The organism is Embleya sp. NPDC055664, from assembly GCF_053618075.1.
Map to the genome: position 1 here is coordinate 33083 of NZ_JBSHGZ010000054.1, position 21510 is coordinate 54592.

Genomic DNA, 21510 nt, shown 5'->3' on the forward strand with positions numbered 1-21510 from the left:
GGCCGTTCGTGATCTCACCGATGGGAGAAACCGCGTGCGGGCAATCGTGGGCGTGACCGTAGCCACCCTGATCCTGCTGGCCGCGTGCAACCACGGCGATTCCCCGAAGAAGCAGACCGCGGACCGGCCGACACCGACGGCTTCGGCACCACCGTCGACCGGCGCGCCCACCACCGGATCGTCGACGTCGCCGGCCTCGGCGACCTCGACACCGGCCGCCGTCGGGTCACAGGTCCCTTCGGCCACCACCGACGCCCGAGCGCCACAGGGTGCGTCGCCCGAGGCGGCGATCCGGCGCTTCGAGGAGTTTCTGCACGGCGTCGGGCGAGAGGACATCGCCACGCTCTGCGAGATCGCCGGGCCGGCCGCGAAGCAGGCCGAGAACGAGGGCGCCGGCCCGTGCGCCACGTCCTTCGCGGGCATGTTCCGGATGATGTCCGCCACCCAAAAGAAGGCTCCGACCACCGCCACCGTGGACCCGAAGCCGGTCTCCGTGCGCGGAACCGACCGAGTCGACATCCCGGCCCGCGCGATCAAGGCCACCACCACGTTCACCAGCGGCGACCTGGGCGATTCCACCCTGCGCTTCATCGACAACGCGTGGTACGTCGTGGACTGACCCCCGGGGGCCGGCTACCGGGGAATCCCGATTGCGCGGAGGGGTCGGATGTTGGTTGGTTCGGGTGGGGGAAGATCGGGCGGGTGGATTCCTCGTTGGCGGAGGCCGTCTCCGTCGTACTGCTTCTGGGCGTGCTCGCGTGCGCCGTAGTTCGCCCGTTCGGCATGACCGAGGCGGTTGTCGCCGTGCCGGCCGCCGGGGTGGTGGTCGCCGTCGGGGCGATCTCGCCCGCCCATGCCGGTGACGAGGCGGCGCGGCTCGGGCCGGTGATCGGCTTCCTCGCCGCCGTGCTGGTCCTGGCCCGGCTGTGCGACGACGAGGGCCTGTTTCACGCCTGCGGGGCGTGGATGGCCCGAACCGCGGCAGGACGCCCGCGTCACCTGTTGGTGCAGGTGTTCGTCGCCGCCTCGGCGATCACCGCGGTGCTCAGTCTGGACACCACCGTCGTGCTGCTCACCCCCGTGGTGTTCGTCACCGCCGCCCGGCTCGGCGCCCGCCCCGAACCCCACAGCTACGCCTGCACGCACCTGGCGAACACCGCCTCGCTGCTGCTGCCGGTCTCCAACCTCACCAACCTGCTCGCGTTCGCGGCCAGCGGATTGAGCTTCACCCGCTTCGCCGCCTTGATGGTCCTGCCCTGGCTGGTCGCCATCGCCGCCGAGTACCTGGTCTTCCGGCGCTTCTTCGCCGCGGACCTGGACGCCGGCGCGCAGGCGCCGCCCACCGCCGAACCCCGGGAGGTGCCGCTGTTCGCCCTGGTCACCGTGGCCTGCACGCTGGCCGGGTTCGTGCTGACCTCCGCGGTCGGCGTCGACCCCGCGTGGGCGGCCCTCGCCGGCGCCGTCGTCCTGGCCGTGCGAGCCCTGGTCCGGCGGCGCACCACGCCCACCGCGATCGTGCGCGCCGCCGCGATCCCGTTCCTGGCCTTCGTCCTGGCCCTGGGCATCGTGGTCCGCGCCGTCGTGGACAACGGTCTCGCCGACGCCCTGGGCCGGCTGATCCCGGACGGCACCGGCCTCGCGGCCCTGTTCGCCATCGCGGCGCTGGCCGCGCTGCTCGCGAACATCGTCAACAACCTGCCCGCCGTACTGGTGCTGCTGCCGCTGACCGCGCCGTCCGGGCCCGGCGCCGTGCTCGCGGTGCTGCTCGGCGTCAACCTCGGACCCAACCTCACCTACGCCGGCTCCCTGGCCACCCTGCTGTGGCGGCGGATCGTGCACGAACACGACGGCGAGGTCGAACTCGGCAGATTCACCCGACTCGGCCTGTGGACCGTGCCCGCCGGCCTGCTGCTGTCGGTGCCGGCGCTGTGGCTCTCCCTCACCGTCATCGGCGTCTGATCCGCTACGGCGTGGCGATGGGTTCCGGAGCGGCCTTCGGGTCCCGGGGCTCGCCCGACCCGGCCGCCGGGCGCGGGCCGTACACCCGGCGCAGCCCGTACGCGGCGAGCACGACGGCGAGGCTGCCCAGGCTGGTGAACAGTTGGGTGCGCTGGTCGTCGATGACCGCCATCGCCACCAGCACGGCGACGAAGCCCGCCATCACGATCCAGGTGAGGTAGGGGAACAACCACATCCGCAGCGTCAGTCGCTCCGGGGCCTCACGCTCCAACCGGCGGCGCATGCGCAGTTGCGAGGCGCCGATCATGACGTACATGAAGATGGCGATCGCGCCGGAGGAGTTGACCAGGTACGTGAACACGGTGTCCGGCGACAGGTAGGCCAACACCACCGAGACCCAGCCGACGACCGTGCCCGCCAGGATCGCCCGCACGGGGACGTTGCGCCTGCTGGTCCGGACCGACCACTTGGGCGCGTCGCCGTGCGAGGCCAGCGCGAAGAGCATGCGCGAGGAGACGTACACCGACGAGTTGAGCACGCTGAGCACGGCGGTGAGGATCACGATGTCCATCACCGTTCCCGCGCCGGGCAGGCCGATGATGTCCCATGCGGCGACGTACGGGCTCGCCAGCACCTCGGCGCCGTCCCACGGGACGATCGTGACGACCAGGAAGATCGAGCCGACGTAGAACAGGATGATCCGCCAGATGATGCCGGTCGTCGCCTTGGCCACGGAGCGCTCGGGCTCCTTGCTCTCGGCGGCGGCGATCGTGACGATCTCGGCGCCGCCGAAGGCGAAGATGACCACCACGATCGCGGAGAAGATCGAGGTGAAGCCGTTCGGCGCGAAACCGCCGTGCGAGGTGAGGTTGCCGAAGTCGAACGAACTGCCCGGCCACGCGCCGAACACGTGCAGCCCCCCGACCACCAGGAACGCGATGATCGCGGCGACCTTGACCGAGGAGAACCAGAACTCGAACTCGCCGAAGGACTTCACCGACAGCAGGTTCGTCGCCGTCATCACCGCCATCAGCGCCATCGCCGGCACCCACAGCGGCAGATCGATCCAGGCGTGCAGGATGGCCGCGCCCGCGACCGCCTCCACGGCCACGATGATCACGTAGTAGTACCAGTACAGCCAGCCGATCGTGAATCCCGCCCAGGGCCCGATGGCACTGCGCGCGTAGTCCGAGAACGAACCCGACGACGGTCTCGCCACGACCATCTCGCCGAGCATGCGCATCGTGCACAACACCAGCGCGCCGGCGAGACAGTACGACACGATCGCGGCCGGCCCGGCGGTCTTGATCACACTGCCGCTGCCGACGAACAGACCGGCCCCGATCGCCCCGCCGATCGCGATCATGGCCATGTGCCGGTTGCGAAGCGAACGGCTGAGTCGTGGTTGTTCGGTCGAGGATGTGGGCTGCGGCTGCGACGACATGGAGACTCCTGCGGGGGCGGGGAACGAGAGAGGTGAAAGGGAACAGGCGGGCGCGCGACCGGTCAGGTCCAGTCGCCCTCGCGGCCGGCGCCGATCACCCAGGTCAGGGCCCGGAACCGGCGCAGCGCCGTACGGGCGTCGGGGGCCGCCAGGCGCACGGTGCGCGGGCCGATCACGTCGACCCCGCCCATCGTGCTCGCCCGTTCGGCGAGGTAGGGGCTGTCCACGTCGACCTCGACCACGTGCGGGGCCGGCATCGCGGGGCCCGGATCCAGCGGGCTCGCCAACGCGGCGGCGGCCTCGCGGCGGATGTCGGCCGCCGTCGCGGCGGGCGTACGGCAGATCGCCGCATGCCGGGAGATGGCCGTCTTCACCGTGACCGTACGGCAGCCCGGCGCGTAGCGCGCGGCCTCGGCGCAGGTCGCGTCGTCACCGGTGACCAGCACCACCGGCACCCCGGCCTCGGCGGCGACGAGTGCGTTGAAGCTCCCCTCGTCGACCGCGCGGCCGTCCACGCGCACGCCGAGGATGCTGTGCGAGAGGTAGGTGTGGGCGAGCACTCCGGCCTCGCCCGCGCCGGTGTGGTAGCCGACGAACGCCAGCGCGTCCACGTCGGATTCGAGGCCCTGGAGCATGCCGAGGGGTTTGTTGCGGCCGACGATGAGCACCGCGCGCGGGTCGAGTTCCTCCAGGAGCACGTTGTCCATGCCGCAGTGCGCGTCGTTGACGATCACCTCGTCGGCGCCGCCGTCCAGGAATCCGGCCACCGCCGCGTTGACGTCGCCGGTGAGCAGGCGCCGAAAACGTTCGTAGCGCGGGTTGCCGGCGCGCACGTCGGCGGGCAGCACCGTGCCGGTGGCGCCCTCCATGTCGGCGGAGATCAGGACGCGGGTCATACCGCCACCTCCTCGGGGTCGGGACAGTCGTGCTCGGACGGGTACCCCGAGCAGGTCGCGGACCCCAGGTCCACGAGGGCGTGCACATGCGCCGCCCCGCTCTCCAGGACCACTTCGCGAACGGTCTGCGCCTCGCGGACGGTGGCCAGGCGCACCTCGCCGTCCACGACCCGGTAGCCGTACACGGCCGGTCGGGGCAGCGAGTTGTAGGCGAAGTGGGACGAGAAGTAGTACGCGCCGGTGTCGTAGAGCGCGACCACGTCGCCCGGTTCGAGCAGTGGTAGCGCGCGGCCGACGGCGGTCAGGTCGCCGGCGAAGCAGCACGGGCCGGCGACGTCCTGGATCTCCTCCGGCGTGTGCTTGGGGCGGCCGTGCGCGTCGAAGGCGCCCACGCGCAGCGGCCACGCCCGGGGCATGAACACGGTCCGGGTGGCGACCTGTGCGCCGGCGTGGGTGATCGCGATCCGTCGGCCGCCGGCGCTCTTGGTGTACTCCACGAGCGAGGCGATCGTGCCGTTCTTGGCGAGCAGCGAGCGGCCGAACTCGGTGACCAACTCGTAGCGGCCGTCCAGGAGTTCGGGCACCGCTGCGCGCAGTTCGGCGACATAGTCGGCGAAGGTCGGGTCGTCCTCGTCGCCGGTGAAGTCCACGGGCAGGCCGCCGCCGATGTCCAGGCCGGTGATCTGTCGGTGGCCCAGGACGGCGTTGACGTGCTCGGCGAGTTCGTAGGTGGCCCGCAGGCCGGCGGCGATCAGGGACAGCGGGCAGCCCTGGGAGCCGACGTGCGCGTGCAGTCGGTTCAGCCACGGCCGGCGGGCGAACGCCTCGACCACGGCCTCGACGGCCCCCGGGTCGCGCAGCGCGATGCCGAATTTGGACGTGGTGGTCGCGGTGCTCATCGCGCCGATCGTGCCGGCGCCGACCTGCGGGTTGACCCGGATCCCGATCGGCCCCGTCGCCGGGCGCTCGGCCACGATCGCATCGATGCGCGCCAGTTCCTGGAAGTTGTCGACGTTGACGGCGATGCCGTGCGCGAGGGCGTACCGCAGTTCCTCGACCGTTTTGGCGGGGCTGTCCAGGACGAGCCGGTCGGGGGTGAACCCGGCCGCCAGGGCCTGTTCGAGTTCGCCCGGCGAGGCGACCTCACAGCCCATGCCCGCGTCGGCGAGCAGGCGCAGCACCGGGACCAGGCCGCACGCCTTGGCGGCGAAGGTGTGCAGTACGGGGGTGTCGCCGAACGCCGCCGCCAGCGCGTGGACCGACGCCCGGATGCCGTCCACGTCGAGCAGTCCCAGCAGGGGTTGCTCCGGGCCCAGCAGCCCCTGCTCGACCACTCGGGCCAGGGCCGCCTCTCGGGCCGATCGACGCCGTCGGGCCGCTGCGGAAGTCACGTGCACCACACCTCGGAGATGTCGAGTGTTCGCGACCCGTTCGAGTCGCATGCACAGCTTGGATCCGGGCGTGGGCGGGGGTCAGCGTCACGGGCGACCAAAGGCGGAGGCATCGGTTGTCTGCCATCACAAGAAAATGATCATGAAACGCAGCCCGCCGCACCCTGGACTCACGGGCGCGCCCGGTACGCCAACCGCAGCCCGAGGTCCGCGAGCAGTCGGCCCGTCGGGTCGTCCAGGTCCACTCCGAACAGCTCCTTGGCCCGGCGCAGCCGATAGCGCAGGGTGTTCGGGTGCACGCTCAGCCCGCGCGCGGCGGCGGCGGTGTCGCCGAAGGCGCCCAGGTACGCGCCGACCGACGCGGAGTACTCCGATCCGTGCAGGCGGTCGTGCTCGACCATCTCGTGCACCGGTCCGGCCATCGGCCACAACGACGCGAGCCGGTCGAGGAGGCGCACCAGGGCCACCTCGGACACCAGGTCGGCGGACAGCGCCGACGCGGACGCGGGCGCCCCGGCCGACGCCGCCGCCCGCTCGCGCAGCACCCGCACCACGATCTCGGCCTCCTCGCGCGCACCGGGCAACTCGTCCGGCCGCCCGGCGGTGGGCCCCACCCCGGCGAAGACGACCGTGCCCGGAACCGACCGCGCCGTGGCGACCAGGTCCCGCGCCGGGTCCGCGTGCGCGTCGCCCGCCGGCGTCAGAACGAACAACCGCCGCCCGGCCCGCGCGGTCACACACTCCGGGCGCAGCGCCGTCGCCTGCAACGCGAGCACATCGAGCACCCGTTGCTCGGCGTGCGTGGGCGGGTCGGCCGCGGCCTGCGTCGCGGAACGCTCGTACGCCTCGACCACGATCACGATGTACGGCCGATCCGGGCGCACCCCCACCGTCCGGGCCGCCTGTTCCGCGCCCGCGCCGCCGCCGAGGAGCGTGTGAACCGCCTCCTCCCGCCGCCGCGCCGCCTCGCGACCGCGCGTCTCGTGGTGGACCAGGTGCGGCAGGGCCGCCCGGGCGGCGGTACGCAGCGCCGCCGTCGCGTCCGGCGCGAGCGGGCGCCCGTCGGCCGCGGCCCAGATCGACCCGAGCACTTCTCCCCCGTCGCGCACCGCGATCACCAGCCGCTCCGCGTAACGCTCGTCGGCGGGCAGCCGCACCACATCGTCGGTGCCCCACAGGGTGCGGAAGAAGCCGCTCTCGCGCAGCTCCGCCACCCGCCAGCGCGGCACCTCCTGGTTCAGGATGGTCGCCCGGCGCATCGGATCCGGCTCGTGGTCCATCCGGGAGTAGGCCAGCACCCGCGACTGCGGATCCTCGATCGTGATCGCGCCGCCGACCAGGTCGGCGACCGTATTGGCCAGGCCGGACAGGTCCCCGGGGCGCAGGCTGTCGACGGCGGTGAGTTCGAAGGTGCCGCTCTGCGCGCAGGCGTTGCGCAGCAGGCCGAGCACGTGGGTCCAGCCGCGTCGGGGATGCCGGGTGAGCAGGGCGGTTCCGCCGTGTTCGGCCGCCTCGACCACCGCGGGATCCACTCCGGCCGCCCCGCGCCGAAGCACCAGCGCGCTCGCCCCCGCGTCACGGGCCGCCCGCACGGCCTCCACCGCGTCGCGCCCGCGCGGGTCCACGCCCACCCCGAGCAGGATCGTCCCGGCGAGCGCCGCGCCGTCGGCGTCCTCGTCGCCCAGGTCGTACAGGATGACCCCGCGCACCGGCACGTCGGTCCCGCGCGGCGCCACCACGACGTCGATGATCCCGGGGTCGATCAGATCCAGCACCCGGGCCAACGTCGCCGCAGCGGAACGGCCGGAGGTTTCACGCTCGGTCATACACCCATGATGCCGGGCACGGTCATCGGGCTGTCGCAGTCGTGCATCAGTGCGACCAACCGGCCGCAGTAGCTGCGCTCGGCCTTCATATAGTGGCGATTTCCCGCGCCGAACGACCAGGCCACGGCATTCATCTCCGCCTCGTCGTGCGAGGGAACCCGGTCGAAGAATGTGGCCAGGCGGCCGGCGATGTGCGGGAATCGCCCGACGGGAAGCCGAAGAGCATAGATACCGACGCGCTCGATCCGTCCGGTGTCGATCCGCAGGGTCACCGAGAACGTATACCCGCCCGGCGCCGTGAAGGCGCGCATGTCCGCGAAAGTCCGCGCGTCCGGCCCGGCGCTCCCGGACAGCGCGAGCAGTCGCTTCGTCGACTTCGCGTCGATGCCTTCCGCGGTACGGAAGTACAGGTTCGCGGTGCCCTGTTGATAGTCCACCGCCACATTCCGCACCACCGTCAGGCCCAGTTCGCGGAAACGGCTCTCGTGCCGGCGGATCGAGTCCGGGATCTCGCGCGGCCCGAGGACCTCCTCCAAGGGCCGCCTCCCGTCCAGATACACCCAGGTCTTGACCAGGCCCTGCGCCGAGTCGAAGTCGCACAGCTCCCTCGACCCCGCGTACAGCGCGCTCCAGGCGCGGATCAGACCGGTGGCAGGGCTGCGGGCGGGGATGAAGCCGGCCCGCTCGGCGATGTGCACGGTGTCGACGGGCCTGCGCTCGTAGAAGCGATAGTTCAGCGCGCCGCCGGGCCGGTCGGTGGTGCGCCACAGCACCGCCCCCCGGTGGAAGCTCTCCTCGAACACATCCAGCACCCGGCGGGTCATCGGTGCGCAGTAGTCGGCGCCCAGGAGGTCGGCGGTCGTTTCGATGTCCGCGAGGAATCGGGACGGAGAAAATTCGATGGTAGACATAATCAGGATGCGCTCCCGGTTTTTGCATAGGAATTGACGAAACCGCGGAGCGGCTATTCACTCACGATCCCATAAAGCTCTGCAAGGACATGTCGGTATGTCGCGGAACACGAATCACATTCAGAGTATCGGGTGTGAAAAGGCGCCCGAATGGGCGAGTTCCGGTCGGGCCGGACGATTATCGACGTGAAATCAGATCAGCCCGAGCCGGCGCAGATCCGCCGCATACTTGTCGATCAGCCCGGCGGACAGATGGGGAATCCCCGGCTCGCCGATCCCCGTCGCCCGCACGGCCCGCGCGAACCGTCCGGCCGGGAAACGCGAGCCGGCCACGGGTTCGGCCGGTTGCCGGAAGGTGTGCAGCAGAGGCAGTACGGAGTGCCGACGCCGCGTCTTGGGCAGCGCCCGCAGCGCGGCCTCGAAGCGGGTGAACCAGACGCCGTGGTCGTCGACGCGTTCGATGTCGTGGCCGGTCGCGACGAGCCGGTCGACGAAGGTGTCCAGCGAGATGCCGTCGTCGTGGGGGTTGACGACGTTGTACGTACGAAAGCCGTCCCCGTCGCGGGCGCCGAGGGTGTCGACGGCCCGCGCGACGAAGTCGACGGGCAGACCGTCGAAGTGCGCGCGTGGCCCTTGGGCCCCGACGTCCCTCCGGTAGAAGGAGGCCGGCGCGATTTTGGTGGCGACCAGGCTCAGCATCAGCCGGGTGAACACGTCGGTCACGTTGAGCTGACCGGCGTGGTGGGGGTGGGCGAGGATGATGTCCGAGCGCAGCACGGTCACCGGCAGGCCGTACCGCTCGTGGGTTTCGCGCAGCAATACCTCACCGGCCCACTTGCCGGCCGCATAGCCGGTGGCGTAGGCGTCCGAGAGGCGGCGCTCGGGGCTCGCTTCGCGGATGTCGGCGCTCTCGTCGAGCCGCGCCGGTTCGACTCCGGTGGCCACGCCGACGCTGGACAGGTAGGTGAACGGCTTGATCCGCCCGGTGAGCGCCAGTTTGATCAGCTCGGCGGTGCCGGCCACGTTCGGGCCGAAGAGCTGGTCGTACGGCAGCACGTGGTTGACCAGCGCGGCCAGGTGGAACACCCGATCGACCTCCTCGGTCAGCCACCGCCACGTATCCGCGTCGAGGCCCAACCGCTCCCGGCCGATGTCCCCGGCGAGCACGTCGAGCCGCCGGGCGGCCAGGACCCGGTAGCGGCGCGACAGTTCCCCGTCGTCACCGTCGTCGAAGGCGGCATCGAGCCGGCGGCGGGCCTCGGCATCGTCCCGGCCGCGCACGATGCACACCAGCCGACCGCCCGTGCCGGCCAGGCGCTCCAGCAGGTCGAGGCATACGAATCGGCCGAGGTAGCCGTTCGCGCCGGTCAGCAACACGGTCGCGGTCGCCGTCGGCCGTACCGGTGCCGCCGGCGAACAGGCGGCTTTCAGGGTGGCTGCGTCGATGAACCGGTCCGGTGTGAGGTCGACGGCCCGCACCACGTCGCCGCCGGCGCCGTGCACGGAGCCCGCCGAGGGTCGTGCCTCACCGAACTCGCGTACCGCCTCGATGTGTTCCGCGATCGCCCGCATGGAGCACGCCGGGCCGAGCAGCATGTCGACCGGGACCTCGACCCCGAAGACGTCCCGGAGCAGTTCGGCGAACGCCAGCGCGGACAGCGAGTCGATCCCCAGGTCGGTGAAACGCGCGGCCGGCCCCGGATCCGCGACCGACAGCCCCAGGAATGCGCCGGCGGCCCGGCGGACGGCCGCGAGCACCGGTTGATCGGCGCCGGCCTCGCGCAGGGCGCGCAGTTCGTCCGGCCGTCCCGTCACCGTCTGCTCGTACAGCCGTTCCAGACGATCCCCGTAGCGCTCCTTCAACCGGGGTCGGACGTTCTTGCGCAGCTCCGACAGCAGGCCGTTCCCGATGTCGAAGGGCTCGGTCTCCACCAGGAAGTCCCGGGGAACCTCGTAGGGTTCCAACGCGGCCTGCCTGGCGACCCGTTGCAGCGACTCACCCAGTGCCCGCCGCAACTCGTCGCCCTCGGCCCGCGCCATCGCCTCCTCGGTGGGCACGATCACGGCGAGCAGATGGGCACGTTCGCCGTTGCCGTACACGTAGATTTGCCGCACGAGCGACGCGGTGGCGAAGATGCTCTCCAGCCGCGAGAGTGCGACGAACTCCCCCTGGGCCAGCTTCAGCACGTCGTTGCGGCGGCCCACGTACACCAGCCGGTCCGGGCCGATCCGCGCCATGATGTCGCCGGTTCGGTAGAACCCGTCCTCGTCGAAGACCTCGTCGGTCGTCCCGGGCCGTCCGTGGTAGCCGGGGGTGACGAACTCCGACTTGATCAGCAACTCGCCGCGCGGATACGGCAGATCGGTGGTGCGGTAGCCCGACTCCGGTACGTCGACGAGCTTGTGGTCACGCACCGCGGGCCGCTGTACGCGGGAGTCGAACAATACGACGCCGGCCTCGGTCGATCCGTAACTGTCGTGCACGGTCCGGCCCAGGTACGACTCCATGAAGCGGGCGAGTTCCGGGGACAGCGGCGCACTGCCGCACATCACCCGCAACACCCGGCCGCCGAGGCGGGACTCGCGGCCCAACTCCTCTTTCGGCCCAAGCAGTTCGTGGCCATGCTGCCGATAGAGCGTGTCGCAGATGCGCGGCACCAGCATCAGCTGCGTCGGGCGGACGAGCCGGATGTCGTCGAAGAGGGTCGAGGCGTCGCTCTTCGCGGGGAAGTACGCCGTGCCGCCGTGGCCCAGGGTGTGGAAGAGGACGGTACGGCCCGCCACATGGCTCAGCGGCAGGTACTGGACGGTGATCCAGGGTAGCCCGTCATCGGGGATGCTGCCCATCCACAGTCGCCGGAGCATACGCTCCGTGTAGATGGCGCCCTTCGGCTCCCCCGTGCTGCCGGAGGTGTAGACGAGCAGCCGCATCGTGTCCGCGTTCGTGTCCTCGTCCGCAGCGGTCGGCCGGCGCGCCGGGGCGGCGGGTGGGAGTGTGCGCCCTCGCTCGGTGACGACGGTAAGGGTGTCGATCCCGGTGAGTCCGGCCTCGGCCAGGCGCCTGCGCGCCGCCTCGAAGCGCTCGCGCTGATCGTCGACCTCAGGGTGGTGGTCGAACACCACGAGCCGGGGCCTCGACGTGCTCGCCAACACCAACTCGACGGCGTTGTCCAGGACTTCGACGCCGGCCGCGAGGACCCGGGGCCCGACCTCGTCGACGATCGACCGTAACCGGGCCACGGGAGCGCTCGACGGCAACGGCACGGACACCGCCGCCGACCGCAGGCACGCCAGGTCCAGCACCGTGTAGTCGACGCCGACGAAGCCGTACACCGCCACGAAATCCCCGGCATCGACCGCACGCCCCGCGTCCCGCGTCCACTCGGCCGCGACCGCGCCGGCCCGTTCCCACAACTGGGCGTAGGTGATCGTGTCGAACCACGGCAGCGGTTCCAGTGTGGTGCGACCCGACGCCGGATCGAGCACCGTGCGTGTCGCGCGCCGACCGAGGGCGGGACGTCGGGCGTAGGCTTCCATCAGGAGCGCGACGCTTCGCACCAGGCTGTCGGCGGAGTCCCGAAACGCGGCGCCGACCGAGGGAACGGGCACGGCGGCGCGCAACTGCGCGTCCTCCGCCACCACATCGGCGGGCTTCGGGAAGCCGGGGGCTACGGCGTCCCGGTCGCACGTCGCGGATGACGGGGACACGGCTCACCAACCTTCCGAACGAGGGGATCGATTCCACCGAAAGCCTCCCATCGACCCCCCTGTCGTAACGCCGATCCGCCCCCGAATGCACCCGACCTGGCGAACGGAACCACCCTAAACGGCTCCCGTCGCCGTCGCCGCCGGACGAAAACGATCGACATCTACGATGTTTCGGTGGACGCATGCCAACAACCGAAAGGCGACGTCGGATGCTGAACTACGGCCTTGACGTGTCCGGTCTGGAACGCGATGTCGCCCTGTCCGACCTGGTGGCCGAGGGAGACGAACTCGACGCCCTGGTATCGGCGCACGCCGACTGGACCGACCCCACGCCGGCGGCGGGGTGGACGATCGCCCACCAGATCGCGCATCTCGCCGCGGCCGATGCGAACGTCCTCATCGCCATACGAACCCCGGAGGCGTTCGACGCCGTACTGAAACAAACGGAAGCCGCGGGCAGCGGACACGCCGATCTCGAAGCCGCCGCGGGAGCCGCCAAACCACGCTCGGTACTGCTCGACGAGTGGCGCGCCGGTCGCGCCGAGGTGGCGGCGGCACTGTGCGACCTACCGACGGAGCACGGATTTCCCTGGTACGGCTCACAGTTGACCGCGACGCTCATGGCGCCGCTTCGGCTCATGGAGGTGTGGGCCCACGGGCAGGACGTCTTCGATGCGGTGGGCGCCGCACGCCGTCCCACGGATCGACTCCGGCAGATCGCCACCCTGGGCGTGATCGGACGCGAACTCTCGTTCCACGCCGCCGGATTGCCCCTTCCGACAGATCCGTTCCGGGTCGAACTGGCCGGCCCCGACGGCCGAACCTGGACATGGGGCCCGGCGGATGCGGCGCAGCGGGTGGAGGGCGGCGCCCTCGACTTCTGTCTCCGAGTCACCCAACGCAGGTCCCCGGCCGCGACGGACCTCACGGCGGTCGGTGGGGACGCACGGGCGTGGCTGGACAACGCCCGCGTCTTCCTCTGAGCAAGCCGCCCGATCGCCGTGCGCCCCGGGCAACCACCGCCCGGGGTGCACGGTCGTGATTCCTTGGATCCGTGGATCGGCGGCTCCGTGAATCAGCTGACGTACTTGACGGACACCCAACCCTTGATACCCGACGCCTGGTGCTTGACGTAGTACCACTCGCCGGCCTCGGCGTCACCGTCCCGGTAGACAACGCCCCGGCAGTAGACGGTGACCTTCGCGCCCTTCTGGAGCACCCGCAGGATCGGCGTCCACGTGCCCTTGCCCTTGCGCAGGTTGACGTTGTTGCCGGTGATCTTGGCGGTGTGGTCGTGGAGATCCCGGGTACATCCGGGGTTGCTCACGGCGGACGCCGACGGTGCGAGCGCGACGCCCACACCCGCGAACAACGACACCGACGCCAGGACGGCCGCAGCGCTCCTACCCACTCTGCTCACTGGCAAATTCCCTTGGTCGACATGAGGAACAGGACGCCCCGATCCTTCCGCTACCCCACTCGCGCGGATATCCGGTTCGCGCGACACGGCCCCCTCCGACGGGCCGCCGGAGGCCCGCCGCGGCGTGATCTTGGGGTCGGTATCCTGGCCATCGCCGCAGAAGAGGGGAATCATGGAGTTGTCGGGCGCCGCCGATCCGCGGCGGGTCGGACCGTATGCCGTGCTCGGCCTGCTCGGTGCGGGCGGCATGGGAAAGGTGTTCCTGGGTCGTTCGCCCGGCGGACGTACCGTCGCGGTCAAGGTCGTCCGTCCCGAACTCGCCGACGACCCGGTGTTCCGGGCTCGTTTCGGACAGGAGGTCGCCGCCGCCCGCCGCGTCTCCGGTGCCTTCACCGCCCCCGTCGTGGACGCCGACCCCGACGCCCCGGTGCCCTGGATGGCGACGGCGTTCGTGCCCGGCGTACCCCTGTCCACCGCGGTCGCCCGGCACGGGGCGCTGCCCGCGGCGGCGCTGCGCATGCTGATCGGCGGGTTGGCGGAGGCGCTCGGCAACGTACACGCCGCCGGCCTGATCCACCGCGACCTCAAACCCTCGAACGTCCTGGTCGCGCTCGACGGACCGCACGTCATCGACTTCGGGATCTCCCGGGCGGTGGAGGGAACCTCGCACACCCGCAGCGGTGCGGTGGTCGGCTCGCCCGGGTACATGTCGCCCGAACAGGCCCTGGAGCGGCTGCTCACCCCGATCAGCGACGTGTTCTCGCTGGGCGCCACCGCGTACTTCGCCGCCACCGGGCTGCCGCCGTTCGGGACCGGCAACGCCGCGGCGCTGATGTTCCGCGTCGCCGGCACCGAGCCGGACCACGCGCCGCTGGCCGGGCTCGACGAGCCGCTGCGCGCACTGATCCTGCGCTGCCTCGCCAAGGACCCCGCCGAGCGGCCCGAACCGGCCGAGGTGGTCGAGGACATCGAACGCCAGGGTGTCGACGTCGCGGCCGGGAGCTGGCTGCCCGGGCCGCTGACCGCCGACATCATGGCGGTCCGCGCGTCGACCCTCACCGCTCCCCCGCCCGAGCCGCCGGCACCGCCCACCGCCCGAACGATCGGTCGCCGCGCCCTGCTCGTCGGCGTCGCCGGCACCGTCGCGGTGGCCGGCGGCGTCACCGCGGCCGTCGCGCTGTCGAACCGGGGCGGGGGCAACGTCGACAACGCCGGCCGCAAGAGCGAGTCCGCCCGTCCCCGTCCGACCGGTGCCCCACCCGCCCCGGCCGCCCTGCCGACCACGCCCCTGACCGCTCCCGACGCCGTCGTCCGCCGGATGCGCGACCTCGGCGAGCCGTGCGAGGGCCTCGTCCTGAGCGGCGACGTCCTGGTGACCTTCGGCTTGCTCGACGCGAAGGGCCTGGACCTGGACGCCAAGGCCCGTTGGGGGCCGACCGGGGCGCACATCGACGCCACGTCGGCCAGGCATCGGCCGGGCATCGTGCGCAACGGCGTCCTCTACTTCTGCGGCAACGCCGGCTCCACGCGTGTCGACGGCCTGCACGCCGTGGACGTCTCGACCGGAAAAATCCTGTGGTCGGTGGCGGAGCCGGCCGGCGGTCGGCTCCTGCGGGTCGTCGCCGGAATCCTGGGCGACACCGTGATCGTCTCCGGCGACATCATCGGCACTTCCCCCATGCAGGGTTTCGTGTGGGCCGTGGACACCCGAAAGCGCGGCACGCTGTGGCAGGAAACCGGCACCGACGTGGCTGCGGTGCTGGTGGTACCGCCCACGCCCGAGTCGATGATCCTCGCGGCCGGCGGCGGCGTGGGCCGCGACGGCGCGGTCGTCGTGCTCGACCCGGCGACCGGCAGACGCGGCTGGCGCAACCCGGTTCCCGGCGGCTCCTTCGGCACCTACGCACAGTCGCGGGCGTGCTTCGCGGGCGGCGCCTACGTGTACGCCGGATCCTCGGTCACCGCGGTCGACCCGCTCGACGGCCGGCAGCGCTGGACGTTCCGGGCCGGCCGCAACGGCGGCGACAACTTCGGGGAACCGGTCGCGAGCCCGGACGGAAGGACGGTGTACATCACCTGCGCCGCCGGCCTGATCGCCCTCGACGCGGCGACCGGCGCGCCGAAGTGGGCCACCGCGCCGCAGGAGGGTTCGCTCCGCGAATCCGACTCGGCCGGGATCCGGATCGCGGACGGCAACGTCTACGTCGCGGACGACAGGGCGAACCTCTGGGCGGTGGACGCCGAGACGGGCAAGGGCCGATGGAAGTACAGCGACCCCACCCAGGACGCGACGAACGTCCTGCTCACCGCAGTGGGCGGCGGTCGGGTGTGGGGCGCCAACCGCACCTCGCTGGTGGTCGTCGCCGCGAGCGGAGCGTAGCCGCCGAACCGCCCACACAATCGCCACGACACGCGCGATCGGCCCGGACGATACCCGGGCGATATCCGAACTCCCGCTCCAAGTCGGGGCGTTCACCAACGAAAGGGTGACGGCAGCAGGCCATGGAACAGCTCGACGCCTCGGATCCTCGACGGGTCGGCCCGTACGTCCTGCTCCTGCCGCTCGGCTCCGGCGGCATGGGGAAGGTCTACCTCGGCCGCTCCGCCGCCGGACGCGCCGTGGCGGTGAAGGTCATCCGCGCGGACTTCGCCGCCGACGAGCACTTCCGCAACCGCTTCCGGGCCGAAGTCGCAGCCGCGCGGCGGGTGTCCGGGGCCTTCACCGCGCCGGTCGTGGACGCGGACCCCGACGGCGATCCGCCGTGGATGGCGACGGCGTTCGTGTCGGGCCTGTCGCTGTACGACGCCGTGCGGCGGCACGGGCCGCTGCCCGAGGCTTCGTTGCGGATGTTGCTGGCCGGGGTGTCCGAGGCGCTGGTCGGGATCCATGCGGCGGGGGTGATCCACCGCGATCTCAAGCCGGGCAACGTGCTGTTGGCGCTGGACGGTCCCCACGTCATCGACTTCGGCATCGCCCACGCGCTGGACGGCACGTCCTTCACCCGGGAGGGCACCGTCGTGGGATCGCCGGGGTACATGTCGCCGGAGCAGTCCCTGGGGCGGTCGGTGAGCGCGGCGAGCGACGTGTTCGCGCTGGGCTCGACGATGTTGTACGCGGCATCCGGGCAGCGGCCGTTCGGGGACGGGCCGCCCGCCGCCGTGCTCCGGCGCGTCGTCGGCGACCCGGCCGATGTCGGCGCGCTGCCGGCCTCCATCCGGGACGTGGTGGCGGCGTGTCTGCACAAGGACCCCGTACGACGTCCGACACCGCGAGCGCTGATCGACTTCGTCAGCCGGGACGAGGGCGGGTCGGCCGGGGGAAGTTGGCTGCCGGACGCGGTGACGCGCGATGTGAGCCGCGCGGCCGACGTCCTGACGGGCCTGCCGGCGGCGCGGGACGCGGCGAGCGGGCACCAGGCCCCGCCCACGACGGGCACGGACGCCCGACCCACGCCGCCGGCGCCGGCGCGGGCGTCCGCCGGGTCCGGAACGCCCACCCGGTCCGGGGCGTCGGCGGCACCCGAGACTTCGGCATCAGCCGAGTCGTCGGCGCTGCCCGGGATCGCCGCGCCGCCCGGAGCGTGGCCACCGCCCGGGATCGCCGCGCTGCCCGAGACATCGGCACCGCCCGGGGTCTCCGCACTGCCCGGGGTCTCCGCACTGCCCGGGACGGGGTCGCCGCTCGGCGCATCCACCCGCCCCGAAAGCCCGGTCCCGCCGGGGCAGGCTCGGCAACAGGTCTTGCGCAGGCGGCTGTTCCTCGGCCTCGCCGCCGGTGCAGCGGTGGCCGTCTCCGGCGGCGTGGCGGCCGTCCTGCTGCCGGGGGAAGCCGATTCGGCCCGGGGCGCGGCCGCGACGCCGCCCCCCGCCGGTCCTGGATCCTCGCCGCCGGCCACCGTTCCGGTCCCGCCGCCGGTCGTCCCGCATGCGCCGCTGCCCGCGCCGACCGGCCGCAAGGGTGTCCTCGACGGCCCCGCCGCAGCGACGTCGTGGACGGCCAAGGCGAGTGGACCCGTCACCGACGTGGCCGTGTACGGCGGTTCGGTCATCGCCACCGGCAAGAACGGCCGGGACGCGTTCGACGCCGGCGCGGGCCGACCGCGCTGGACGCTGCCCCTGGCCGGGGGTTGGAACGACGCGGGCCGGGTCGCCGGGGACGACCGGGTCGCCTACCTCACCGGCACCAAGGCCGCCGTCCGGCAGAACGTGCTGAGCGCCGTCCAGCCCGGCACCGGAAGGGAGTTGTGGACGCTCCCGCTCCCACATGTCGAGTGGACCCCCACGGGCGTGGCCGGCATCGTCGACGACATCGCCTTCGTCACCGGCCGAGGGATCACCGGCGAGACGACGACGCTGTCCTCCTTCGGGTTCGTCTGGGCCGTCGACGTCCGCACCCGGACCGGCGTATGGGAGACCGTGGGCACGGACGTCGACGGGTTGTTCGTCCCCCCGCACGGCCCGAACCTGCTGTCGCACGGCGACCACGACCGGGGCTCGGACGGCCGCCTCGTGACGCTCGACGCGACGCGCGGAGGCGCCCGCGGCTGGAGCACCGACGTACCGCCCGTGTCGACGCAGGGGTACGTCCCCGTGACCCGGCCCCCGATCCCCGTGTGTTGGACCGCCGGCGGCTTCGTCTACTGCGCGGACCGGGTCCACCTGGTCGAGCCGGACCGGGGAAAGCCGGTATGGGGCTTCCCCGCCGCCGGCCCCGGCGAGACCTTCACGGACTGCGCGTCGAACACCGACGGCGACACGGTTTTCGCCACCACGCAGACCACGCTCTACTGCCTCGACGCGAGGAAGGGCACGCTGCGTTGGCGCAGTTCGATACCCGGCGGCTCCCCCGGCCGACCGACGTTCGGGACGCAAGCCCCCATGGTCCGCTACGACTTCGGCAACGTGTACGTCGCGGACGGCACCGGAACACTGTGGGCGGTCGAGGCGACCACCGGAACGACCCGGTGGAAACACCCGTTCCCGGTGCAGCCTCCCGGTGAGCGCGTCGGCCCGATCCTGACCGCCGCGGCGGGCATCGTGGTGATCGGATACGGCTTCCAACTCACCACGATCGACGCGGCCGGGTAAGCCGGACACCGGGACCGATCGGCCACGACCACGGCGTCGAAACGATGCCTCGGATCGGCCATATGCCGTCTGTTCACGGCCGGGTTCATGCCCATAGGCTGAGCGATCCTCACGTTCTCGGGAGGTCTCGTGAACGGTCTTCGTGCGGTCGTCGTCTGCCTTGTGATCGCGGGTACGGCGGTGGTGTCGCCCGCCGCAACCGCCGCGACGCCCGCCGCACCGGCGTCGAATTCGACAGCGTCATCGACATCGGAATCCACATCGGCGAGATGGTCGGCGCTGCCCGTGCCGGCGGCGGCCCCGCCGATGAGCGTGGCCGATCTCGCCGCCCGCGGACCGGGTGACGCGTGGGCGACCGGGTCCGAGAACGCCGCCGACGGATCCCGGCCGACGTTGTACCGCCGGCACGGCACGGCGTGGAGCCGGGACACCTCCTTCCCCGGCGCCGACGAGCCGGGCGCGCTCGGCCGGGTGCAGTTCGTCGGCGACGAGGTGTGGATCTTCCACTACCGCGTGGGGATCGCGGAGATCCTGCGCCGGTCGGCGGCCGGGTGGAGTGCCGTCCCGCTGCCGCAAACCCTGTGGACCTACCAGGACTTCACCGCCGTACCGGGTGCCGCGTGGGTCGTCGGCGAGGACGACACCGGACTGAAGGTGTTGCGCTACGACGGTTCCGGCTGGACCACACAGTCCACCCCGGACGGCGTGCTGTTCCTGATGGGGATCACCGCGCGCGCCGCCGACGACGTCTGGGCCTGGGCGGACACCGCCGACGGGAGCACCATCCTGCGCTGGGACGGCAGTTCGTGGCGGGACGCGAAGGTACCGCTGCCGCCGAACAGCAACGTGCACACGATCGTCCTCGAACCGTTTGGCCGGATCACGATCGGCGGCAGCAGGTACACCGACGGTGTGGCCCGCACCTACCTGACGACCGGTAACGGGCGTGCCTGGCACACCCGTTACCCGCCGCTGGGCGACATCTCCACCGAGGCCATGGTGCGCGGCCCGGACGGCGCGCTGTGGTTGCCGGTGCGCAGCGACCGGGCGTTCCAGTCGAAGTACGCGCGGGTCGACGGCCTCCGCACCACGTTCTCCTACGGCCCCGAGCGCCCGAACGCGATCGACGTGAAACCGCGCGCACTGGCGACCGTCGGATCCGCTCTGCTGTCCTTCGGCACCGTCGAGATCTACGGCTCGAAACCGAACCTGATGAGCGAGCGACTGGGAGGTCGACCATGACACGCCGACTTGTGGTCGTGGCCGTCGCCGTCGCCATGACGGGCATGACCCTCGTCCCGCCGGCCTCGACCGCGGCCTCCGCCTCGGCCTCGGCCTCGGCGGAACCTCCGTCCTGGCAGCACGTTCCGGTCTCGGCGGAGGTACGCCCGCAGGCCACCCTGAACGAAGCCGTGGCGTTCGGACCGGATCGTGTGTGGGCCGTGGGCGCGGACGCGGTCGGGCGTGAGGCGCCCGGTTTCCCGCTGGTGCTGCGCTGGGACGGAGCCGCGTGGCAGCGCCGCAGCCTGCCCGGGATCACCTGGCAGGGCGAGTTGTCGTCCATCGCCGCGACCTCCCCGACCGCGATCTGGGCGGTCGGCCGCGACGCGGCGGGCGGCGGCCACGTGCTCCGCTCCGACGGCTCCGCCTGGTACGAGGGCCGGTCGCCGCGCGGTGTCACGCCGACCCGAGTCGTCGCCGGCGGCGGCCAGGTCTGGCTGATCGGCACGCGCAACGACGCGCAGGCGCTGCTGCGTTGGGACGGGCGCGCCTGGCGGGACCTACCGGTACCGCCCGGATCCGTGTACGGCCTGCACATCCTGGCGGCCGACGACGTGTGGGCCGCGGGCGCCGGCGCCTCGGGCGCGACCGTGTCGCACTGGAACGGTCAGGCGTGGCAGCAGACGATCGTGGACGGTTTCCCCCGCTCGGGCGTCGGCAGCGTACTGGCGGTCTCGCCGACGGAGGTATGGGCGGGCGGCACCGCCGGATTCATCGGCGGCCCGCCCGGCCGCCCGATCCCACCCCTGCTGGTCCGCTGGGACGGTCTGACGTGGCACCGGGTCGCCGTACCCACCGACTTCGGCGCCATCACCTCATTGGCCCCCGCTCCCTCCGGCGCCCTGGCCTGGATCTCGGTGATCCGCTCCCAAAAATGGGCCCCACCGGGCAACTCCCCACCCCTGATCCCCGGCCCGGACTTCCTCGCCTGGACCGGCCGATCCTTCACCGAGTACAAAGAACCCGCCGTCCCGGGCGAAGGCCCTTCGACCACCCTCAGCCTGACCCCGGTCCCCAACACCACAACCATCTGGTCCATAGGCCGAGCCCCCGGCCCGGAATCCACCTTCGCCCCCCGCACCCAACACTTCCCCTGACCCCCGCGCGGGCGCACGGGCGCGCCGCCGCGGAGCGGAATCTCAGGAGCCAAAGGTATAGACCTATTGTCTCGGCGTGTGGGGGACGACTAGCTTGGGGGCGCCGCGGTACGAACCGTCAGTCCTCGTACGTCGTTTCCCCGGACCGGATCGTCCGGGAGAATGGGGTTGGGCTCATGCGCAAGGTTTTGACCGGTTTCGCATTCGTCCTCGCACTCGCGGCCGGCGCCGTCGCCCCCGCGGTGGCCCAGGGCGGTCCGGACTTCACGTACATCGTGGGTTACTACCCGTCCGCCGAGGACTGCCGCGCCGGAGCCGTGGCCGAATACCCGAACCACGGGGCCTACTTCTACTGCGAACAGGTCAACGACCACGCCTGGGCATTGTGGATGCACTAGGTCGCGTATCGGGTTGTGATCAATTTGTGGGATTCGTCGTCAAGGCGGTCCTGGTCTGGTAGATCGTCTTGGTGTGACGCGAAGGCAACTG

15 protein-coding genes are annotated in these 21510 nt (G+C 71.9%); 8 read left to right on the forward strand and 7 right to left on the reverse strand.

Features of this window, described 5'->3' with window-relative positions:
* The first annotated feature begins 52 nt into the window (after positions 1-52).
* Both ACWGR4_RS45050 and ACWGR4_RS45055 read left to right on the forward strand, forming a co-directional pair.
* Entirely contained in the window at positions 53-619 is a 567-nt protein-coding gene (locus ACWGR4_RS45050; RefSeq protein WP_452130427.1) for a hypothetical protein, read from the forward strand.
* An 83-nt stretch (positions 620-702) separates the two neighbouring features.
* Positions 703-1959, forward strand: a complete 1257-nt coding sequence (locus ACWGR4_RS45055) for an SLC13 family permease (RefSeq protein WP_380007541.1) — start codon at positions 703-705, stop codon at positions 1957-1959.
* 4 nt (positions 1960-1963) lie between these two features.
* Here ACWGR4_RS45055 and ACWGR4_RS45060 read toward each other — a convergent pair whose 3' ends face one another.
* The 6 genes from ACWGR4_RS45060 to car all read right to left on the reverse strand — a co-directional run bounded on the left by ACWGR4_RS45060 (position 1964) and on the right by car (position 12135).
* Positions 1964-3403, reverse strand: coding sequence for an amino acid permease (locus tag ACWGR4_RS45060; RefSeq protein ID WP_452130426.1), 1440 nt, complete (start codon positions 3401-3403; stop codon positions 1964-1966).
* A 62-nt stretch (positions 3404-3465) separates the two neighbouring features.
* Complete coding sequence (locus tag ACWGR4_RS45065; RefSeq protein ID WP_380007547.1) at positions 3466-4299, reverse strand: M55 family metallopeptidase; 834 nt, start codon at positions 4297-4299, stop codon at positions 3466-3468.
* Positions 4296-5741: a diaminopimelate decarboxylase gene (locus tag ACWGR4_RS45070; protein WP_452130425.1), complete on the reverse strand. Its 1446-nt coding sequence runs from the start codon at positions 5739-5741 to the stop codon at positions 4296-4298. The genes ACWGR4_RS45065 and ACWGR4_RS45070 overlap by 4 nt, the downstream gene beginning before the upstream one ends.
* 119 nt (positions 5742-5860) lie before the next feature.
* Positions 5861-7516, reverse strand: a complete 1656-nt coding sequence (locus ACWGR4_RS45075; protein ID WP_452130424.1) for a PucR family transcriptional regulator — start codon at positions 7514-7516, stop codon at positions 5861-5863.
* Complete coding sequence (locus ACWGR4_RS45080) at positions 7513-8427, reverse strand: aromatic prenyltransferase (RefSeq protein WP_452130423.1); 915 nt, start codon at positions 8425-8427, stop codon at positions 7513-7515. The genes ACWGR4_RS45075 and ACWGR4_RS45080 overlap by 4 nt, the downstream gene beginning before the upstream one ends.
* 192 nt (positions 8428-8619) lie before the next feature.
* Positions 8620-12135 (reverse strand): carboxylic acid reductase, encoded by a 3516-nt coding sequence (gene car / locus ACWGR4_RS45085; RefSeq protein WP_452130422.1) that lies wholly within the window; start codon positions 12133-12135, stop codon positions 8620-8622.
* A gap of 209 nt (positions 12136-12344) precedes the next feature.
* Between car and ACWGR4_RS45090 the strand changes: the two genes are divergently transcribed.
* Positions 12345-13118 carry a TIGR03084 family metal-binding protein gene (locus tag ACWGR4_RS45090; RefSeq protein ID WP_452130421.1) on the forward strand — a complete coding sequence of 258 codons (774 nt, stop codon included), beginning with the start codon at positions 12345-12347 and terminating at the stop codon, positions 13116-13118.
* Between the two features lie 92 nt (positions 13119-13210).
* Here ACWGR4_RS45090 and ACWGR4_RS45095 read toward each other — a convergent pair whose 3' ends face one another.
* Entirely contained in the window at positions 13211-13555 is a 345-nt protein-coding gene (locus tag ACWGR4_RS45095) for an SH3 domain-containing protein (RefSeq protein ID WP_452130420.1), read from the reverse strand.
* Between the two features lie 172 nt (positions 13556-13727).
* Here ACWGR4_RS45095 and ACWGR4_RS45100 point away from each other — a divergent pair, with 172 nt between their 5' ends.
* The 5 genes from ACWGR4_RS45100 to ACWGR4_RS45120 all read left to right on the forward strand — a co-directional run bounded on the left by ACWGR4_RS45100 (position 13728) and on the right by ACWGR4_RS45120 (position 21419).
* Complete coding sequence (locus ACWGR4_RS45100) at positions 13728-15935, forward strand: protein kinase domain-containing protein (RefSeq protein WP_452130419.1); 2208 nt, start codon at positions 13728-13730, stop codon at positions 15933-15935.
* Between the two features lie 122 nt (positions 15936-16057).
* Entirely contained in the window at positions 16058-18643 is a 2586-nt protein-coding gene (locus ACWGR4_RS45105; RefSeq protein WP_452130418.1) for a protein kinase domain-containing protein, read from the forward strand.
* Between the two features lie 129 nt (positions 18644-18772).
* The gene (locus ACWGR4_RS45110) at positions 18773-19885 is read left to right on the forward strand and encodes a hypothetical protein (protein WP_452130417.1); all 1113 of its coding nucleotides are present in this window, start codon (positions 18773-18775) and stop codon (positions 19883-19885) included.
* Entirely contained in the window at positions 19882-21021 is a 1140-nt protein-coding gene (locus ACWGR4_RS45115; protein WP_452130416.1) for a hypothetical protein, read from the forward strand. The genes ACWGR4_RS45110 and ACWGR4_RS45115 overlap by 4 nt, the downstream gene beginning before the upstream one ends.
* Before the next feature lie 176 nt (positions 21022-21197).
* Positions 21198-21419, forward strand: coding sequence for a hypothetical protein (locus ACWGR4_RS45120; RefSeq protein ID WP_452130415.1), 222 nt, complete (start codon positions 21198-21200; stop codon positions 21417-21419).
* The last annotated feature ends 91 nt before the right edge of the window (positions 21420-21510 follow it).

Excerpts from the sequence above, each read along its gene's own strand:
- ACWGR4_RS45065 (WP_380007547.1), bottom strand. The coding sequence starts at position 4,299 with ATGACCCGCGTCCTGATCTCCGCCGACATGGAGGGCGCCACCGGCACG.
- ACWGR4_RS45075 (WP_452130424.1), bottom strand. The coding sequence starts at position 7,516 with ATGACCGAGCGTGAAACCTCCGGCCGTTCCGCTGCGGCGACGTTGGCC.
- ACWGR4_RS45090 (WP_452130421.1), top strand. The coding sequence starts at position 12,345 with ATGCTGAACTACGGCCTTGACGTGTCCGGTCTGGAACGCGATGTCGCC.
- ACWGR4_RS45080 (WP_452130423.1), bottom strand. The coding sequence starts at position 8,427 with ATGTCTACCATCGAATTTTCTCCGTCCCGATTCCTCGCGGACATCGAA.
- ACWGR4_RS45120 (WP_452130415.1), top strand. The coding sequence starts at position 21,198 with ATGCGCAAGGTTTTGACCGGTTTCGCATTCGTCCTCGCACTCGCGGCC.
- ACWGR4_RS45070 (WP_452130425.1), bottom strand. The coding sequence starts at position 5,741 with ATGCGACTCGAACGGGTCGCGAACACTCGACATCTCCGAGGTGTGGTG.
- ACWGR4_RS45100 (WP_452130419.1), top strand. The coding sequence starts at position 13,728 with ATGGAGTTGTCGGGCGCCGCCGATCCGCGGCGGGTCGGACCGTATGCC.
- ACWGR4_RS45105 (WP_452130418.1), top strand. The coding sequence starts at position 16,058 with ATGGAACAGCTCGACGCCTCGGATCCTCGACGGGTCGGCCCGTACGTC.
- ACWGR4_RS45060 (WP_452130426.1), bottom strand. The coding sequence starts at position 3,403 with ATGTCGTCGCAGCCGCAGCCCACATCCTCGACCGAACAACCACGACTC.
- ACWGR4_RS45115 (WP_452130416.1), top strand. The coding sequence starts at position 19,882 with ATGACACGCCGACTTGTGGTCGTGGCCGTCGCCGTCGCCATGACGGGC.